This is a genomic window from Empedobacter stercoris, from assembly GCF_020281205.1.
GTDB classification, from domain to species: domain Bacteria; phylum Bacteroidota; class Bacteroidia; order Flavobacteriales; family Weeksellaceae; genus Empedobacter; species Empedobacter stercoris.
Map to the genome: position 1 here is coordinate 40,185 of NZ_JACXZC010000014.1, position 18,405 is coordinate 58,589.

At 30.5% G+C, this 18,405-nt stretch carries 20 protein-coding genes; 12 read left to right on the forward strand and 8 right to left on the reverse strand.

Annotation, left to right across the window (positions count from 1 at the left end):
• Positions 1–52: 52 nt before the first annotated feature.
• Positions 53–1,168, reverse strand: coding sequence for a DegT/DnrJ/EryC1/StrS family aminotransferase (locus IF125_RS08160; protein WP_225539059.1), 1,116 nt, complete (start codon positions 1,166–1,168; stop codon positions 53–55).
• Between the two features lie 100 nt (positions 1,169–1,268).
• Here IF125_RS08160 and IF125_RS08165 point away from each other — a divergent pair, with 100 nt between their 5' ends.
• The 8 genes from IF125_RS08165 to IF125_RS08200 all read left to right on the forward strand — a co-directional run bounded on the left by IF125_RS08165 (position 1,269) and on the right by IF125_RS08200 (position 11,621).
• Positions 1,269–2,519, forward strand: coding sequence for a 3-deoxy-D-manno-octulosonic acid transferase (locus tag IF125_RS08165; RefSeq protein WP_225542143.1), 1,251 nt, complete (start codon positions 1,269–1,271; stop codon positions 2,517–2,519).
• 153 nt (positions 2,520–2,672) lie between these two features.
• The gene (locus IF125_RS08170) at positions 2,673–3,257 is read left to right on the forward strand and encodes a porin family protein (protein ID WP_225542144.1); all 585 of its coding nucleotides are present in this window, start codon (positions 2,673–2,675) and stop codon (positions 3,255–3,257) included.
• A 133-nt stretch (positions 3,258–3,390) separates the two neighbouring features.
• Complete coding sequence (locus IF125_RS08175) at positions 3,391–3,768, forward strand: BlaI/MecI/CopY family transcriptional regulator (protein WP_225542145.1); 378 nt, start codon at positions 3,391–3,393, stop codon at positions 3,766–3,768.
• 3 nt (positions 3,769–3,771) lie between these two features.
• Positions 3,772–5,487, forward strand: coding sequence for a M56 family metallopeptidase (locus tag IF125_RS08180; protein WP_225542146.1), 1,716 nt, complete (start codon positions 3,772–3,774; stop codon positions 5,485–5,487).
• A gap of 54 nt (positions 5,488–5,541) precedes the next feature.
• Positions 5,542–6,156 (forward strand): porin family protein, encoded by a 615-nt coding sequence (locus IF125_RS08185; protein WP_225542147.1) that lies wholly within the window; start codon positions 5,542–5,544, stop codon positions 6,154–6,156.
• A gap of 125 nt (positions 6,157–6,281) precedes the next feature.
• Positions 6,282–9,392: a UvrD-helicase domain-containing protein gene (locus IF125_RS08190; RefSeq protein ID WP_225542148.1), complete on the forward strand. Its 3,111-nt coding sequence runs from the start codon at positions 6,282–6,284 to the stop codon at positions 9,390–9,392.
• On the forward strand, positions 9,392–11,200 hold the full coding sequence (gene uvrC / locus IF125_RS08195; RefSeq protein WP_225542149.1) for an excinuclease ABC subunit UvrC: 1,809 nt from the start codon (positions 9,392–9,394) through the stop codon (positions 11,198–11,200). The genes IF125_RS08190 and uvrC overlap by 1 nt, the downstream gene beginning before the upstream one ends.
• Positions 11,181–11,621, forward strand: coding sequence for a hypothetical protein (locus IF125_RS08200; RefSeq protein WP_225532452.1), 441 nt, complete (start codon positions 11,181–11,183; stop codon positions 11,619–11,621). The genes uvrC and IF125_RS08200 overlap by 20 nt, the downstream gene beginning before the upstream one ends.
• Positions 11,622–12,148: 527 nt before the next feature.
• Here IF125_RS08200 and IF125_RS08205 read toward each other — a convergent pair.
• The 4 genes from IF125_RS08205 to IF125_RS08220 form a co-directional block, all read right to left on the reverse strand.
• Positions 12,149–12,457 (reverse strand): thioredoxin family protein, encoded by a 309-nt coding sequence (locus IF125_RS08205; protein ID WP_225539055.1) that lies wholly within the window; start codon positions 12,455–12,457, stop codon positions 12,149–12,151.
• Positions 12,458–12,479: 22 nt separating this feature from the next.
• On the reverse strand, positions 12,480–12,746 hold the full coding sequence (locus IF125_RS08210) for a rhodanese-like domain-containing protein (RefSeq protein ID WP_225539054.1): 267 nt from the start codon (positions 12,744–12,746) through the stop codon (positions 12,480–12,482).
• Between the two features lie 25 nt (positions 12,747–12,771).
• Positions 12,772–14,166, reverse strand: coding sequence for an MBL fold metallo-hydrolase (locus tag IF125_RS08215; protein ID WP_225542150.1), 1,395 nt, complete (start codon positions 14,164–14,166; stop codon positions 12,772–12,774).
• Positions 14,167–14,280: 114 nt separating this feature from the next.
• Positions 14,281–15,198 (reverse strand): YeiH family protein, encoded by a 918-nt coding sequence (locus tag IF125_RS08220; protein ID WP_225542151.1) that lies wholly within the window; start codon positions 15,196–15,198, stop codon positions 14,281–14,283.
• A gap of 211 nt (positions 15,199–15,409) precedes the next feature.
• Between IF125_RS08220 and IF125_RS08225 the strand changes: the two genes are divergently transcribed.
• Genes IF125_RS08225 through IF125_RS08235 form a run of 3 tightly spaced genes read left to right on the forward strand, consistent with a single transcriptional unit; the run spans position 15,410 to position 16,225 of the window.
• Positions 15,410–15,814, forward strand: coding sequence for a hypothetical protein (locus tag IF125_RS08225; protein WP_225542152.1), 405 nt, complete (start codon positions 15,410–15,412; stop codon positions 15,812–15,814).
• Between the two features lie 35 nt (positions 15,815–15,849).
• Positions 15,850–16,017 carry a DUF2975 domain-containing protein gene (locus IF125_RS14330; RefSeq protein ID WP_225542166.1) on the forward strand — a complete coding sequence of 56 codons (168 nt, stop codon included), beginning with the start codon at positions 15,850–15,852 and terminating at the stop codon, positions 16,015–16,017.
• Between the two features lies 1 nt (position 16,018).
• Positions 16,019–16,225: a helix-turn-helix domain-containing protein gene (locus IF125_RS08235; RefSeq protein ID WP_225542153.1), complete on the forward strand. Its 207-nt coding sequence runs from the start codon at positions 16,019–16,021 to the stop codon at positions 16,223–16,225.
• Between the two features lie 53 nt (positions 16,226–16,278).
• Here IF125_RS08235 and IF125_RS08240 read toward each other — a convergent pair whose 3' ends face one another.
• From IF125_RS08240 to IF125_RS08250, 3 genes are read right to left on the reverse strand one after another with little or no spacing between them, the layout of a single operon-like run.
• Positions 16,279–16,908, reverse strand: a complete 630-nt coding sequence (locus tag IF125_RS08240; protein ID WP_171622875.1) for a Crp/Fnr family transcriptional regulator — start codon at positions 16,906–16,908, stop codon at positions 16,279–16,281.
• Between the two features lie 2 nt (positions 16,909–16,910).
• Positions 16,911–17,324 (reverse strand): YeeE/YedE family protein, encoded by a 414-nt coding sequence (locus IF125_RS08245; protein ID WP_225542154.1) that lies wholly within the window; start codon positions 17,322–17,324, stop codon positions 16,911–16,913.
• Positions 17,325–17,328: 4 nt separating this feature from the next.
• Positions 17,329–17,877 (reverse strand): YeeE/YedE family protein, encoded by a 549-nt coding sequence (locus IF125_RS08250; RefSeq protein WP_225542155.1) that lies wholly within the window; start codon positions 17,875–17,877, stop codon positions 17,329–17,331.
• 218 nt (positions 17,878–18,095) lie between these two features.
• Here IF125_RS08250 and IF125_RS08255 point away from each other — a divergent pair, with 218 nt between their 5' ends.
• Positions 18,096–18,374 (forward strand): hypothetical protein, encoded by a 279-nt coding sequence (locus IF125_RS08255; RefSeq protein WP_225542156.1) that lies wholly within the window; start codon positions 18,096–18,098, stop codon positions 18,372–18,374.
• Positions 18,375–18,405: the final 31 nt, after the last annotated feature.

Here is an 18,405-nt window from a genome sequence, read left to right on the forward strand (position 1 = left end):
AAAAAAGCTTCTGAAACCAATCAGAAGCTTTTTCATATTTTTTTAAGGTAAATTATTTTCCAAAGAATTCACGCACAGCAGAAGTAATATAAACCAATTGTTCTTCTTCTAACTCTGTATGCATTGGCAAAGACATCACTTCTTCAACTAATTTATTGGTATGTGGGAAGTCTGCATCATTGTAATGACCGTTATCATACGCTTTTTGTTTACGTAATGGAACAGGATAATAAATCATTGCTGGAATTTCTTTTTCTGTTAAGAAAGCTTGCAGTTCGTTACGTTTACCATTTGTTACACGTAAAGTATATTGATGAAAAACATGCGTTGTATCTTCTCCTTTTGATGGTGTAATTAGCGCATCAATATCTTTAAAAGCTTCTGAATAATAAGCCGCTGCTTTGTTACGTGCAGCATTATACTCGTCTAAGAATGGTAGTTTGCGGCGTAAAACTGCTGCTTGAACTGAATCTAAACGTGAGTTAACCCCTACTTCATCGTGGTAGTAACGCTTGTACATTCCGTGATTTACAATTCCACGTAAACGATGTGCAATATCATCATCATTCGTAAAAATCGCTCCACCATCTCCGTAACATCCTAAGTTTTTAGAAGGGAAGAAAGATGTACAACCAATATGACCAATTGTACCGGCTTTTTGACCTTTGTATTCTGCACCAATTGCTTGCGCTGTATCTTCTACAACATATAAATTATGCTCTTTTGCAATTGCCATAATCTCATCCATATTAGCACATTGCCCAAATAAATGAACTGGTATAATTGCTTTAGTTTTTGGTGTAATAGCAGCTTTCAATTTTTCTGTATCAATTGTAAATGTATCATAATCGACATCCACTAAAACAGAATTTAATTTTAATAAATCAATCACTTCTACCGTTGCCGCAAAAGTAAAATCTGCCGTAATTACCTCGTCACCTAGCTCCAATCCTAATGCCATCAAAGCGATTTGTAAAGCATCTGTCCCATTTCCACAAGGAATAACATGTTTTACGTTAAGATATTCTTGTAATTCAGTTTCGAATTGTTTAACTTCTGGTCCATTTATAAAAGCAGCCGAATCTAAAACATTCATAATTGCTGCATCAACGTCACCTTTTATTTTTTGATATTGACTCTGTAAGTCAACCATTTGTATTTTTTTCATAACTTAATGAATCTTTCAACATCTACAACTTTAAAAAGTCGATATTATTACAACAAATGTACAAAAAAAGCTCGTTCTAAATTTCTAACTTTGCAAGATTGTGCAAGGATTTTATAATATATCAATCAAGGCGTACGGAATGGCGCTAAAATTGGCTTCGAATTTTAACGAAAAAGCGAAACTTTGGATAAATGGTCGTGATAATTGGGAAGAAAAAATAGCTTCTAAACTATCTAAAACGGATAAAGTTTTGTGGGTACATTGTTCTTCTTTAGGCGAGTTTGAACAAGGTCGACCTGTGATCGAAACCTTAAAAGAAAAGTATCCTACACATAAAATTGCTGTTTCCTTTTTCTCGCCTTCAGGTTACGAAATTAGAAAAAATTATCAAGGAGCTGACGTAATTTTCTATTTACCTTTAGACACAAAATCGAATGCAGAAAAACTAATAAAAGTCTTGCATCCCGAAATTTTGATTTTGGTGAAATACGAATATTGGTTCAATTTAATTTCGACTTTACATCAACACAAAATACCAACAATTGTGGTTTCCTCTATCTTTAGAGAGAGTCAAAACTTTTTCAAAAAGGATGGAAATAACTGGTTTGCTAAAAAATTAAGTTTAATTAATCATTTCTTTGTGCAAAACGAAAATTCTAAAAATTTATTAGACTCTATTCAGATTACACAGAATACAATTGCAGGTGATACGCGTTTTGATCGTGTAAAACAAATTATTCACCAAGACAATCACTTGGATTTTATGGAAACTTTCAAACAACATTCAAAATTCATTGTTGTTGGAAGTTCGTGGCCAAAAGATGAAGAATTATTTATTGAATTAATCAATCAAAAATTAACGAATGATTGGAAAATTGTTTTCGCACCACATAATTTGAATGATGCTGAGATCAATTCTTTTCTGAGTAAAATCAATCAAAAAACTGTTAAATTTTCTGATTTAGAAAAAACTTCGCAACAAGATTTAATTGATTCAAAAGTTTTTATTCTAAATACAATTGGACTACTATCCAAAGTGTATGCATATGCAGATATCACTTATATTGGCGGTGGTTTTGGAGCAGGAATTCACAATACATTAGAAGCTGTAACGTATGGAAATCCTGTTGTATTTGGACCTAAATACAAAAAATTCCAGGAAGCTGTTGACTTAATAGCAGTTGGTGGTGGTTTTTCAATTTCAAATCAAACCGAATTTAATAAAATAATGAACCATTTGATGAATGACGAAAATTTTAGAAAAGCAAGTGGAAAAAAAGCAGGAGATTTTGTTCAAAATTCTCCAAATGCAACGAAAATTATTATGGATTATTTAGCGAAAATTATTTAAGTCATAATATTTTATGAATTTTTAACAAAAAAGGCATAGATATTGTGAAATAAAAAAGCATTATTGTTTTTTTAAAGAACAGCTCAATTTTATCTATGAATAAAACTTTACTTTTGAATTAAATAATATAACTCAAACTTAAGTAATAAAAAAATGAAGAAACTAATCTTAGGAATAGCACTTTTCGGTGGATTAAGTGCAGCGAACGCGCAAATTGATTTAGGAGTAAAAGGAGGTCTTAACTTCCCTACTTTATCTGGTACTGAAAGTGCAAAATTTAGAACAGACTTTTATGTTGGTGGTTATGCAAATTACAAAGTAACTGATCAATTTAGTTTTCAGCCAGAATTATTATACTCAAAACAAGGTGCTGGAATCAAAAAACATGATGGTAGTGATAAAAAAATAGTTACACATAATATCAATATTCCGCTAATGGGACGTTATGAAATTATGGACGGATTGAATGTTGAATTTGGTCCTCAATTAGGTTTCTTGGTTTCTGCTAAAGAAAAAACAGAATTCAATAAAATTAAGACTAAAGAGCCAATTACAGATAATTTCAAAACATTTGATTTTGGATTAAATATAGGAGCTGGATACAAAGTAACTGACGAATTAGAAATCAATGCTCGTTTTACAAAAGGATTAACAGATATTAATCATAATCCATCTTCAAAAAGTACTACGAATACCTATTTTAGTGTTGGTGTAGCGTATAAATTAATGGAAATGTAATAACATTTCAAATCAAAATATCAAGGAGCTTTTTGCTCCTTTTTTTGTGTGTAAATGTTAAATAAGTTAAAAATAAATTGGTCAAATTAAATTTAATTCTATATTTGTAGTAATTAAATTACAATTGTAGATTATGAAAGTTAAATTATCAAGAAGAGAAGAAGAAGTGATGGAAGTTATTTGGAGTGGAAAACAAGTTTTCGCCAAAGATATTATCGATTCTTATGACGATCCAAAACCTGCAAACACGACTATATCTACTTTATTAAAAAGGATGCGCGACAAAGGTTATATTGATTACGAACAAATGGGAAACTCGCGTCGATACTACGCTTTGGTAAAAAAAGACGACTATTTTTCGAAAGAAGTAAAAGGAATGATTTCAAACTTCTTTAATAATTCGGCAACACAATTTGCTTCATTTTTTGCAAAATCAAACAATATGTCTATTGAAGAATTAGAAAAATTACGTGATATCATCGACAATGAAATAGACCGTAAAAAGAAATAGCTTATGGTTGCTTATGTCATAAAATTTATTCTTTGCTCTGGTTTTTTGTATTCATTTTACAAACTTTTATTGGAGCGCGAAAGTATGTATAAAATCAATCGATTTTATCTTTTATTCTCGTTAGTTTTCTCGTTGACAGCGCCTTTGTATAAAATAGATTTACCAATTACAGCTAACGAAACAAATATTTCGCCTGAACTATTAGCTTTTTTAATGCAAAACCCTGACGTATTGCAACAAGAAGAAGGAATTAACTTTGGGGATATTTTAAATGTAATTTACATCCTATTTGCAGTTTTATTTTTAGCCAGGTTTAGTTACAATTTGTACAACTTGTTATTTAAAATTAAAACAGAAGAAAAAATAAAAGACCACGAAATTACTTATGTTCTCGATTTACAATCAAGTCAACCTTATAGTTTTTGGAATTATATTTTTATCCCCAAAAAACAACTCGAGAATTTACATCAAAATTTAATTGATCACGAAAAAGCACATTGTATTCAGAAACATAGTTTTGATATATTATGGATAGAAATTTTTCAAATCCTTTTTTGGTTCAATCCTTTTATTTATTTCTACAAAAAATCGATCAAACTAAATCATGAGTTTTTAGCAGATGAATATGTGTTAAAAAGAAACTCTGATTTAAAAACTTATCAACATCAAATTTTAGATTGCATTGCAACTCAAAATCCATCAATGATGGCGAGTAATTTCAATTTTATATTAACCAAAAAACGCCTACTTATGATGACGAAAAACACCTCAAATCGAAAAGCTAAAACTCTTTCTTTTGCATCTTTACCTTTTATACTAAGCGCTTTTGTATTGTTTTCTCAAAAATCTTTTGCTCAGGAAGTAGAAAATAAAGCAAAAAAGGTAGAACAAGCATTGGAAAAACCTGTTCAATCGCAAGCGGATTTGATATTTGATACAAAAGAAGAAAATAAAATAACGAAAAACCTGAATGACACTATTACGTTAATCAAAAATTTATCTGATGGTAAAACAATGACCAAAGAAGAATTAAAAGATATTTTGAAAAGTAATCCGCAAAACAAAATTATTTTAAACGATGCTGGAGATATCATCTTGAATGATTCGATAAAAATAAAAGATATTGTTAGAAAAAAAGAATTAATACCGACAACACTATATGGTAAAGATGGCAAAGTTTTACAAAAAATAGATCCAAAAGATATTAATAAAGTAATTGTAAAAAAGAGCGAAGGTTTAATAGAAATTTTCAAAAAAGATTCAAGTGTTATCAGAATTTTTAACTCTGAAAAAGATATTCCGAATATTGATAAAAAAGTAACAACTGCTAAAATGCCTACGGTAAAAAATAATATTACTCTGAAAAATGGATATTCTATTTACACCGACAAAAATGGTGTTGAACACAAAATTATTAGTTCAGAGATTGATAAAATTTATATTACAAATAATAAAAATGGTGAATTTGATTTATCCAAATTTCCTAAAACAATTACAAGTTTAAAAGTTGATAATAGAAATAGTGATGATATGAATATTACGATTCTTCCAAAGAATGGATATTCAGTAGAATATAAATTTACGGAATCTAATGAATCATTATCTAAACAATTAGATGAAAAGCTAACAGAATTGAAGCTTGATGAGCAAAATACTAAAAAGCAAATAAAAGAAATCGAAATACTACAAAAAGAAGAGCGTAAAAAGAATAAAAATTAGTACCTTTTTTGCATTATTGTTATATATTTACTCAAACTTTAAAATTTTACTTATATGAAAAAATGTTTATTTTTTATTTCATTATTAGCTTTCGCTATTAATACAAATGCTCAAACTAAATTTGGAGCTAAAGCAGGTCTTAATGTATCAAATTTATCTGGAGATAACCAAAATGCTGATGCAAAAGTAGGTTTTCATATTGGAGGTTATGCTAATATTAAATTTGCTGAGAAATTTGCGTTTCAACCTGAATTATTATATTCTACACAAGGAGCTAAAGAATCTGGAGAAATTTATGTTAATGAACAAATTGGTAACGTAAATGCTGACGTAAAGTATAAATTAGATTATATTAATATTCCCTTAATGTTTAAATTTTATCCTACACAAGGTTTTAATATTGAAGCTGGTCCGCAAGTAGGTTTTTTAGTAAGTTCTAAATTAAATGTAAAAACTACTGCGCTAGGACAAAAAATTGATGAAGATGTAGATATGAAAGATTACTTAAAATCTATAGATTTCGGATTAAACATTGGATTAGGATATGAGTTATCAAACGGTCTTAATGCAGGAGCTCGTTACAATTTTGGACTTTCAAATATCTCTGATGAAAACGGAGGAGATATCAAAAATTCTGTATTTTCTGTTGGTTTAGGATATTCATTCTAATCATTCTTTTATAACATTTACAAAAAAGGAAACTCAGTTGAGTTTCCTTTTTTAGTACGTCATGTTTTGGCATTCTGATTTTCTATTTTTGAGAAGATTGTTTAACTTTCCTAAAAATTCAGAATTTGTTACAAGCAGGCGATTTCAAAATTTACAATGCATCAGCTGGTGCAGGTAAAACCTACACATTAGTTAAAGAATTTCTCTCGTTGTTATTAACCAACGAAAGCGATTATCATTTCGAACATATATTAGCCATCACGTTTACCAACAAAGCTGCTGGTGAAATGAAAGAGCGTATCATCGAAACATTGGAAGAAATTGCCAAAAGTTCGAATCCAAAAGAAGATTCTTATATTCTTGAACTTTCTTCTGAATTGAACATGAAGCCAGAAATTATCAAGGCGAAAGCGTATAATATTCTGATTGCGATTCTTCATAATTACTCCAAATTTTCAATTTCTACGATTGATAAATTTAATCTACGATTGATGAAATCTTTTGCACAAGATTTGGGTTTATCGATGAATTTTGATGTCGAAATGAATACAACAGAAATTATCAACGAATCGGTTGATTTACTCTATTCAAAAATTGGAGAAGACGAAAAATTAACGCAAACCATGATCAAAATTGCGTTGGATAATATGGACGAAAATAAATCATGGGATATCCGTAAAACCCTTTCTTCTGACACTTCTGATATTTCAAACGATCGTCATTTACAAGATTTAGAAAAGTTAAAAAATATTTCATTAGACGAATTTATTCGTTACCGAAAGGTTATTTTTGATGATATCAAAACGTTGAAAGATGGATTGATTACAATCGGAAATGAGTTTTTTGAGTTGCTGGCAAACAATGGAATTTCTGTAAACGAATTACCTGGAAAAAGTCGTGGTATTGCCGCTTTTTTCCAAAAATTAAAGAATTATGATGGTTTTGGATTGATTTTACCAACCGATGCCAACACAAAAGATGTTTTAGAAGGCGGTTATCTTTCGAAAGTAAAAGATGTAATTGCCGAATCTATTTTTCCACAGATTAAAGATTTGTTCGAAAAAGCTGCAAATATTAATGATCACTTACTTTTATTAACGTCTATTCAAAAAAACATTTCGTCAATTTCGTTGATTAATGAAGTCGAAAAATCGTTGGATTCGATCAAAAAAGATTCGAATGTTTTATTGATAAACGAATTCAATACTATCATCAGTAAAAATCTGCAACAACAACCTGCTAATTTTATTTACGAACGAATTGGCTCGCGCTACAATCACTATTTTATTGATGAATTTCAAGATACTTCAACTTTACAATGGAACAATCTAAATCCGTTGGTGGAAAATGCGCGTGCGCAATCTGACACGATTATGTTGGTTGGTGATGCAAAACAATCTATATACCGTTGGCGAGGAGGAAATCCAGCACAAATGATAGATTTAATTGATCGAAAAGAAGAAGAAAATATCAAGGTTGAAGAATTAGAAAAAAACTGGCGAAGCCACGAAAATATCATCCAATTTAACAATGAATTGTATTCGTTTATAGCGCCTAAACTTAATTTACCAAGTTTTCAGTATTTGTATGAAATCGGTAATAAACAATTCACCAATCATCAAAAAGATGGTTTTGTCAAAATAAATTTTATCGAACAAGAAGGTCGATCAAAAGACTTATTCAAAGAAAAAAACTTAGAATTGGTTCTGAAAACGATTGAAGATTGTCGTGCAAATGGTTTTTCTTTAAGTGATATTGCAATTTTGATTCGTAGTAATGCGCAAGGCGTTCTGTTGGCGAAATATTTGACTGAAAATAATTTGGTTGTCATTTCCAATGAAGCTTTATTACTTAAAAATTCATTCGAAATACAATTAATCGAATATTTGTTTAAAATAACATCAAATCCACAAGATGAACAATCTAAAATACGCTTTTTGATGGTTGCGTACGAATTAGAATTATTCAGAACAGATGATTTAACCATCACCGTTGAAAAAGCGTTGAAAGAAGGTTTGCCGAAATTTTTGAAATTAACCAAATCACTTGGAATTGAATTAGATTTTATTCAAGATCAAAACCTTTCGTTATATGATTTCACCGAAAAAGCTATTCGTACATTGCATTTACAAGAACGTTCACCTGCTTATATTTTGAGCTTTTTGGATGTTATTTTAGACTATTCATCAAAAAATGAATCAGATCTTAATTCGTTTCTCGAATTTTGGTCAACGATCAAAGATAAAGCAAGTATCAAAACGCCAAAAGGTGTCGATGCAATTCAAATTATGACGATTCACAAGTCTAAAGGTTTGGAGTTTCCAGTTGTTATTTTACCATTTTTGGATTGGCAAAGTAAGAATTCTAAAATTTGGATTCCACTGCAAAAAAATGAAGATAATCCATTCGAAACGTTTTATGTTGGGATTAACAATGAATTAAAAACCATCAAAAACGAAGCGATAAAATCAAAAATTGACGAAGAAGAAAACTTGGTTCAATTGGATGAAATTAATACACTTTATGTTGCAACAACACGTGCAAAAGAACAATTGTACATGATTGCGCAAAAGCCTAAAGAGTCTTCGAAATCAAAAAATATTGCCAACTATTTACACGAATTTGTTTTCAGCAAAGGCTTTTCTGAAGATGAAGTTATTTTGAAAGGTACACCAGAACGTATTTCAACACCAAAAGTTATTGAAAACTCTTCGGCAGAACTTAAAATTTATTCTTCGGATTGGAATACACGTTTGGTGATTAACACCAATTCAGAAAAAGCACAAGAAAAGTTAAAATTCACAGAATTTGGAAATACAATTCATACTATTTTATCACAAATTGTAACGCAAAATGATTTGCCAAAAATCATCGAAAGTGAAAAACAACGTGGTACTGTTTCTGCTGAAAATGTAGAACATCTGCAAAAAACCTTGCAAAATCTCTTACAAGATCCTAAATTAGTTCCCTATTTTGCTGAAGGTTTAACGGTTTTAAATGAACGCGATTTTATTGATGAAAATGGACAAATTTTCAGAGCCGATCGTGTTGTCATTGATGCTGAAAATAATTGTTCAATTATTGATTATAAAACTGGGCAACCCGATTTAGATCATCATTTTCAAGTGAATAGATATGCTGAATTTTTCAACAATTTGGGCTATAAAATTCGAACAAAAATCTTGATTTATATTGATGATGAACAGCAAAAAATAAATGTTGTAGAGGTAGTTTGATGAATGAAAATGTAAAATTAAAATTAGCGAGTTTACCCGAAACGCCAGGTGTTTATCAGTATTATAACAAAAAAGGAGATTTGTTATACATTGGTAAAGCGAAAAACCTGAAACGTCGTGTGAATTCGTATTTCAATAAACAACACGATTCGAAACGATTGCGTGTTTTGGTGAGTAATATTGATAACATCGAAACGATTAATGTTAATTCCGAATATGATGCGTTGTTATTGGAAAATAATCTGATCAAAGAACATCAACCTCGCTACAATATTCTGTTAAGAGATGACAAAACCTATCCATGGATTTGCATTAAAAACGAACGATTTCCACGTATTTTTTCGACACGAAATGTAATCAAAGATGGTTCTGAATATTTTGGTCCATATTCTAATGTCAAAACCATGAAAGTTTTATTAGGTTTGATCAAAGAATTGTATCAAATCAGAACATGTTCGTACGATTTGAGCGAAAAAAACATCGAAAACCATAAATTCAAAGTTTGTTTAGAATACCATATTGGCAATTGTCTTGGACCTTGCGAAAATTACCAAACCGAAGAAGATTATAATGAGCAAATTTCGGCGATTCGTAATATTATCAAAGGAGAATTTAACGAAGCAAAGCAATATTTAATCAATCAAATGACAAAATATGCATCGGATTTGAAATTTGAAAAAGCACAAATGATCAAAGAGAAAATCGAAGCTTTACAAAATTACCAAGCACGTTCAACAATTGTTTCACCTACCATTACCAATGTTGATGTTTTTTCGATTACATCGGATGAGGAATATGCGTATGTCAATTTCATGAAAATTTATCATGGTGCAATTATACAATCTCATACCGAAGAGTGGAAAAAGAAATTGGATGAGACGGATGAAGATTTATTGGAGCGCGCGATTATTGATTTCTCAGAACGATTTAATCTTACTTCGAAAGAAATTTATGTTCCATTCGAATTAAGTTTAGAAATTCCATTCCGAAAAATTACAGTTCCAAAAATTGGCGATAAAAAACACATTGTTGATTTATCGTTAAAAAACACGCGAATTTATCGTTTGGAACAGCTCAAACAAACCAAAATTATCGATCCAGACCGTCATACAAATCGCATTATGAATCAAATGAAGGTTGATTTGCGATTACCCGCAGAACCTCGTCATATAGAAGGTTTCGATAACTCTAATATTCAAGGAACAAATCCTGTATCGGCTTGTGTTGTCTTTAAAAATGGAAAGCCAAGCAAAAAAGATTACCGAATTTTCAATGTCAAAACAGTTGAAGGTCCAAATGATTTTGCAACAATGGAAGAAGTAATAGAACGTCGTTATACACGCGTTTTGGCTGAAGGTGAACCATTGCCTCAGCTAATCTTGATTGATGGAGGAAAAGGACAATTAAGTTCGGCTTTAAAATCGATTGACCGTTTAGGTTTACGTGGAAAAGTATCTGTCATTGGAATTGCAAAACGTTTGGAAGAAATTTATTATCCAGACGATCCTTATCCTTTGTACTTGGACAAAAATTCTGAAACCTTAAAAGTGCTGCAACATGTACGAGACGAATCGCACCGATTTGGGATTACTCGCCATCGAAATCGTCGCAGTAAAAATGCCTATAATTCGGTTTTAGAAGAAATAAATGGAATCGGTCCGCAAACAATTAAAGAATTATTAACAAAATTTAAATCGGTTGAACGAATAAAAAATGCATCTTTGTTAGAGTTAACCGATTGTATAGGGAAATCTAAAGCAAAAAAAATAAAAGATTATTTTTCAAATGATGAAAAATCTACTAATTGACAGAGATCTAACGTCTCTTTTAAACAATCCAAAGCTACAAGCCACTTTGGCTATTGTTCCAATCACTTTATTTATACTTGGCTTGCTGAGTTATTTTGGAATTTTTTATTCGATGTTTAATACGCTCGATGCGCAACTTGGACATATGGGAAATTCGAAATCGCTTCTGAGTGCTTTATTAGGAAATCTTATCATTTTCATCTTTTTAGTTTTAATGAGTTTTTTTACTGGCGTAATTTCTTTTGTTTACTTCATTGTACATGCCTTAAAAAATCCAAATTTGATTAAAAGTGACGAACGTTTAGTTTGGATAACCGTGATTATTTTCGGGAATGGAATAGGTATTTTCATTTATTGGTTAACGCAAATCAAACGAAAAAAACCTCGACCAATTATCGATTTATACACGGATGATATTTAAAATATAAAAACAGCTTTACAATTTAGTGAAGCTGTTTTTTTTTACCTGATGTAATCTTATCTTTTATTTACAAATCAAAACATCATGAAAATAGTTGAATTATTAGCAACCGAATTTCAAAAATAATTTTGTAAAAAACTTCTCAACTACTGTAATTAACTTTAAAAAAGTAAGTCGACACAACCAATTGTGTTGTTTAAATGTTTGCTTAATCTGCTTTATTTTTAATGAAAATAAAAAAGGCTTCTTTTTACAGAAGCCTTACAATCATAATTAGTGTTAATTCATATTACCTATTTGTAATATTATTTACTCAAAACTATAACATAAATCATACTAATGCAAATCATGTATGATTTTTTTTAAATAAATGTTGACGTTTTTATTGTATTCACACTTTTTATCTAATATTTTTTGTTTTATCTAAATAAGACAAGGAATAAATTAGTAATTATCACATATTGTTTAAAAAAAAATAACAGTAATCGCGTTATCTTTTAAAAGATTCAGACACGATTACTGTTTTTTTAGATCAAAAATTGTTCTACTATTTTTTGTAAATCATCTTCAAACTTAACTCCATAATGCTTCCAAAGAAGTTTTCCTTGATGAAAAAGCATTAAAGTTGGTACGCCATTTACTTGATACATCGCATCAAACTGAATCGTACTTATTTTGTCTTTATCTACATCAATTTTTATTATCTCGACATGATCAGGAAGTTTTCCTTTTAAGTTTTCTAAAAATTGAAGTTGTAATTGACATGGTGCACACCAATCTGCATAAAAATCAATTAGATAAAAATTATTTCCTTGTATTCTGTCTAATAAATCCATTCAATATAATTTAATTATGTACTTAAATCATGTTCCAAGGTCCGCCATTGATGGCATCAAAACCTTTATTCTTTAGTATAACTGCAGCTTGCCCACTTCTTGCTCCGCTTCTGCATACCGTTACTATCTTCTTGCTCGACAATTCGCCTATTCTGCTTTCTAATTCTTGTAATGGAATATTGACCGAATCTGCATGATGTCCTGCCAAAAACTCCGCGTTTGTACGCACATCCAATAGCAATGCGCCTTCTTGTAGATAATTTTCTACGTTTGAGTTTGATGTCAACATTTTAATAATTTTTTTGAAAAACATATTATTTGACTAATGGTTTTTTATTCAATTTCCAATCTGCCATTCCTGCACTATAATTTTCTACTTCAAAACCTTTTGATTCTAAAAAACTCTGTGCAATTGTTGCTCTATCACCTGCTTGACAGTGTAAAACTACTTTTTTATTCGGATCCAATTCATGGTATCGTTTTGGTAAATAACCTACAAAAATATGTTTTGCTCCTTCTATAAAACCTTCTTTAAATTCGGCTTCACCTCTTACATCTAAAATTTGAACCTCATCATTCCCGATATAATTTCCCATCGTATCAGCATCAATAATAGTTGAAGAAGTCATTTCTTCTGTATTGCTCAATAATTCTGCTGGTGTAATATAACCGTACACATTATCTAAACCAATTCGCATTAGTTTTCGTGTCATGTCCTCTACCTCATTTTCTTCTACAACTAACACGATTGGTTCTTGATAATTTACCATCCAACCCATCCAAGTGTTGAATGTTTTATTATTTTGAATATTGATTGTTCCTGGCACATGTATTTGTGAAAAATCTGTTTTGATTCTTGCATCAATTACTTTCATTCCAAAATATTTTGCTTTCTCAAACTCAATGTATGTCAACTTCGCCCATTTCGGAACTTCTATTAATAAAGGACGTTTTGTCTTGTTCAATTTTTTCATCATAGCAAAATAAGCTGGTGCCTCTGGTTGATCTGCTAATAGATAATCGATGAAACCTTTTTCATTTTGATCAAATTGTAATGCCCAGTTTCTTATTTTTTCGTATCCAACTGTTGAACTTGCTACAGCTCCCAATGCTTTTCCACAAGCTGATCCTGCACCATGCGCTGGCCAAACTTGAAGATAATCGGGTAAAGCTTGAAATTTTTTCAATGATTCGAACATCTGCTTTGCGCCAACCTCTTTCGTTCCAACCAAACCTGCCGCTTCTTCTAACAAATCTGGACGACCAATATCTCCGACAAATACAAAGTCTCCTGTAAAAATCATGACAGGTTCTTTTGTTGCAGGTGTATCAGTCAACAAGAAACTTATACTTTCTGGCGTATGTCCTGGTGTATGCATCACTTCGAAGATTAAATTTCCGACTTCTATTTTATCTCCATTTTTTAATCCAACATGGTCAAAATCGTATTGCCAATCTTTACCTCCTTCATCCGACAAATACATTTTAGCACCTGTCACATAAGCCAATTCCTGACTTCCTGAAAGATAATCTGCATGAATATGCGTTTCCGCAATGTGCGTAATTTTAAGATTATTTTCTTCGGCTATTTTTATATAAGTATCGATATCTCTTTTTGGATCAATTACAATCGCTTCTCCAGCAACTTGACATCCTACAATGTAGCTTGAATGTGCTAAAGACTTCTCAAAAATGTGTTGAAAAAACATATGTGTATATTTTTATGGTTTAACCTTTTTTCTTTTGTTGATACAAAGTTAAGTGACTAAAAAACAATGGACAGTAACCAATGTTACAGATGAATAAGAATGCTTATCTGTTGTTTAGAAAAATTTCAGAACCAATACCAAAGATAAAATCGAGATGAATATCCAAAGTAAAATTCCATAAGACAAAGTCTTGAAACCTGCTTGTTTGATTGATTGTAAATTAATTAACGAACCAATCATAAACAACGCTACTACCATTAATTGTTTCGAAATGCCTTGTAAGATTTGATAAACTTTTTCGCCTTGTGGAAAATAAGTTGCAATTAGCATCGTTGCGACAAAACCTAAAATAAAGTAAGGAAATTTATAAGTAGAATTTTCTTTTTTATTAAAATAACCGATGAACAAAGCCAATGGAAAAATCCACAATGTACGGCTCAATTTTACAGTTGTCGCAATCTCTAATGCTTGCTCTCCGTACTGTTTTGCTGCTCCAACCACAGAACTTGTATCATGAATAGCAATCGCTGACCACAAACCAAATTGATATTGGGTTAAATGAAATAAATGTCCAATCGTAGGAAAAATAACCAGCGCTATTGCGTTCAACACAAAAACTACTGCCATTGCAATCGTAATTTGGTTCGCTTTTGGTTGTAAAACCGAAGAAATAGTCGCAATTGCGCTTCCTCCACATATAGCAGTTCCCGAAGTAATCAGCAACGATGTATTCTTATTGATCTTTAATAATCGATAAAACACAAATCCTAATAAAAAAACACTTATTATAGAAATAAAAGTGAGAATAAACCCATCTTTACTTACCGAAACTGCTTCGTGAAGATTCAAACCTAACCCTAAACCTATGATTGCTATATTTAATAACTTTTTGGAATATTTTTTTGAAAAATCACCAAATTCATTTTGAAAAATTAATCCATAACCAATTCCTAAAAGAAGCGCTACTGACGACTCTATAAACGGAAAAAATGTAAGTAGCAATAATCCAAAATAAATTATACGGGCAATCATATCGTCATTTATATAACGCGGCAAAGGTAGAAAAGCATGAGAATACAAATTGTAACATTTGTTACAAAATTTTTAAAAAAACAGATTAATTATTTGAATATTTAGTTTTAAAAATCAATTATAAAACGATATTTATTTATCGTTTTACAATAAATAAATTTTGCAATTCAAAAAATATGGATTTAATTTGTCTTATAAATTTTTAACCAATATGGAAACTAAATCTAAATTTTATTTAAAATTAATCGGTGTATTAATTCTTCTTCTTCCTTTTATTGACTTCTTTTTCAACAATGGTTTCAATGATTTTAAAAGAGGTTGGCAAAATGCAGAAATCGCAGAATCTTATAAATATTTTGATGTTGTACCAAATAGTGCTATCGATCAAGCTGTTTTGCTTCCTAAAATAAGCGGTACAATTATCCCTAATAAAATAAGTTTGAGCGTTCATACAGAAAAAAGTTTGTCAATCTATCCATTTTATATTTGGGTCATCTACTTATTATTAGCTGTTGCAATTATTTTTTATCTTTTTTCTCTTATTCGATTAATAAAAAGGTTCATTAAAGGAGAATTATTTGAACAAAGTACTTACTATACAATGGTTTTGCTATAATTGCCTTTTCTTTAATTGATGGCTTAATAAGTTTTATAAAAAACTTCCATCTCCAAAAATATCTTGTTGGTAGCAATTACACCATTTCTTATAACAATATGATTGATACTTCCAGTTTATTTATAGGATTATTTGTGCTTGCATTTGCAGTTGCTCTAAAACAAAGTCTTTATATGAAACAAGAAAACGATTTAACGATATAACATGGCAATAATTATAAATTTAGATGTTATGATGGCAAAACGCAAAATGTCATTAAATGAACTAAGCGAAAAAGTTGGTATTACTTTATCTAATTTATCCATTCTAAAAAATGGAAAAGCTAAAGCTATTCGTTTCGAAACTTTAAATGCGATTTGCAAAGCTTTAGATTGCAAACCTGGTGATATTATTGATTATACTGAAGAATAAAAAAGGAATCTCAAAATTGAGATTCCTTTTTTATGTATGATTAAAATGATTTCTTAATTAATCGTGATTTCATTTCGATTTAATTGAAGGAAACCTTCTTTTTCTAATGCTTTCAAAAGGCGAGAAATTACCACACGAGAAGTATTGAGTTCGTATGCTATTTCTTGATGTGTTTTCACAATCACTTTCCCTTTGTTAATACTTGCAACATCCAACAGATATTTTTTCAATCGTTGGTTCATGTCATTAAATGCTAAATTGTCAATCGCAACCAACATCTCTTCCATTCTATTGTTATAACTATCAAAAATAAAACGACGCCAAGAAGCATATTTCGCTAACCATTCGTCCATTTTAGTAATCGGAATCATCACCAATTCACCATCTGTTTCGGCAATAGCACGAATTTTACTTTGTCTATCACCCAAACAACACGCCATTGTCATGGCACATGTATCCCCTTTTTCAAGAAAATATAACAACAATTCACCTTCATCAAAATCCTCGCGCATAATCTTAATAGCACCTTTCAAAAGAATAGGCATTCCTTTGATAAATTGGTTTAAATCGATCATGACATCATTTGCTTTGAACTCGATCAATGAACCTAATTCATTAATTTCATCCAACAATTCATCTTCAAATTGATAAGGGTAAGTTGCTTCTATTTTCTCTTTTATCATGTTTAATGTGGGATTTTATTTCTAACTTTTCCGTAAGCAAAAGTACCTATTAATGCACCAGCAATTGTAATTAAAATTGGATAAACACCAGCACCTAACAATACAAAAATTGGACCAGGGCAAGCACCAACTAATGCCCAACCTAAACCGAAGAAAATACCTCCGATTAAATAACGTGCAATCGATTTTGCTTTGGGTTGAATCACAATTTTCTGACCATTAATATCTTTTGCTTCTTTCTTTTTCATTAATTGAATTCCAATCGTTCCGACAACCAATGCCGAACCAATAAATCCGTACATATGGAAAGATTGAAAATTGAACATTTCAAAAATTCTGAACCAAGAGGCTGTTTCTGCCTTATACATGGTTGCACCAAAGATAATACCTAATATGATATAAACTAAACTTCTCATGAAATTAAAAAATTAAAGGAAACAATACATGAACCATTAAAAGTCCACCGATAAAAAATCCGATTACAGCAATTAATGAAGGTAATTGCAAATCACTCAAACCAGAAATTGCGTGTCCAGATGTACAACCACCTGCATAGCGTGTTCCGAAACCAATTAATAATCCACCTACAAATAATAAGGCAATATTTTTAATCGACATAGTTTCGAATATTTCGGTAGGAGAATATGTTTTTCCTGCACTTTCAAAACCCATTTCGTTTAATTGTACGATTGTCGCTTCTGAAATTGCTGGAATTTGATTATCTGATAAAAAATGTACCGATAAATAACCTCCAATTACAGCACCCATCAAGAATAATAAATTCCATTTTTGTGCTTTCCAATCAAAAGAGAAAAAATCACATGATTTTCCAGCTCCAAAAGCAGAACAAATGGTTCTGAAATTAGATGAAAATCCAAAACTTTTTCCAAAATAAATCAGCAATAACATTACGATTGCGATTATTGGGCCACCAACGTACCATGGCCAAGGTTGTAAGATAAATTCCATTCGTTATACTTTTCTAATCGGTTACAAAATTGATAAAAGTAATTTAATTTGAAAGTTACAAATGTTACATTCCCTTTTACAACTTATCAATTTGAAAACATTTTATATTTTTGAACCAAATGAAAAAAAACAATCACCGAAAAGTTTTTAAACAAATGTTTTACTTCATTCTTTCTCTCATTATTTTATTTTCACTACTAACTTTTGCCATTCTACAAATGAATACGTTTGGTGCAGAAGCTACTGGAGAACGTTTGGAACGAATGAAACAATCTAAACATTATAAAAATGGACAGTTTCAAAACATCAATCACACACCTGCTTTTGCAGAAGGCTATGATACTAAAAAAGTGATGTGGATTTTATTTTCGGTAAAAAAGACTCGAATATTTCTCCAAAAGATTCAATTCCTCATATTCAAACAGATATTTTATCAATTGATCCATCTGAAAATATCTTCATTTGGTTGGGACATTCGTCTTATTACATTCAATTAAATGGAATTAATTTCTTAATTGACCTGTTTTT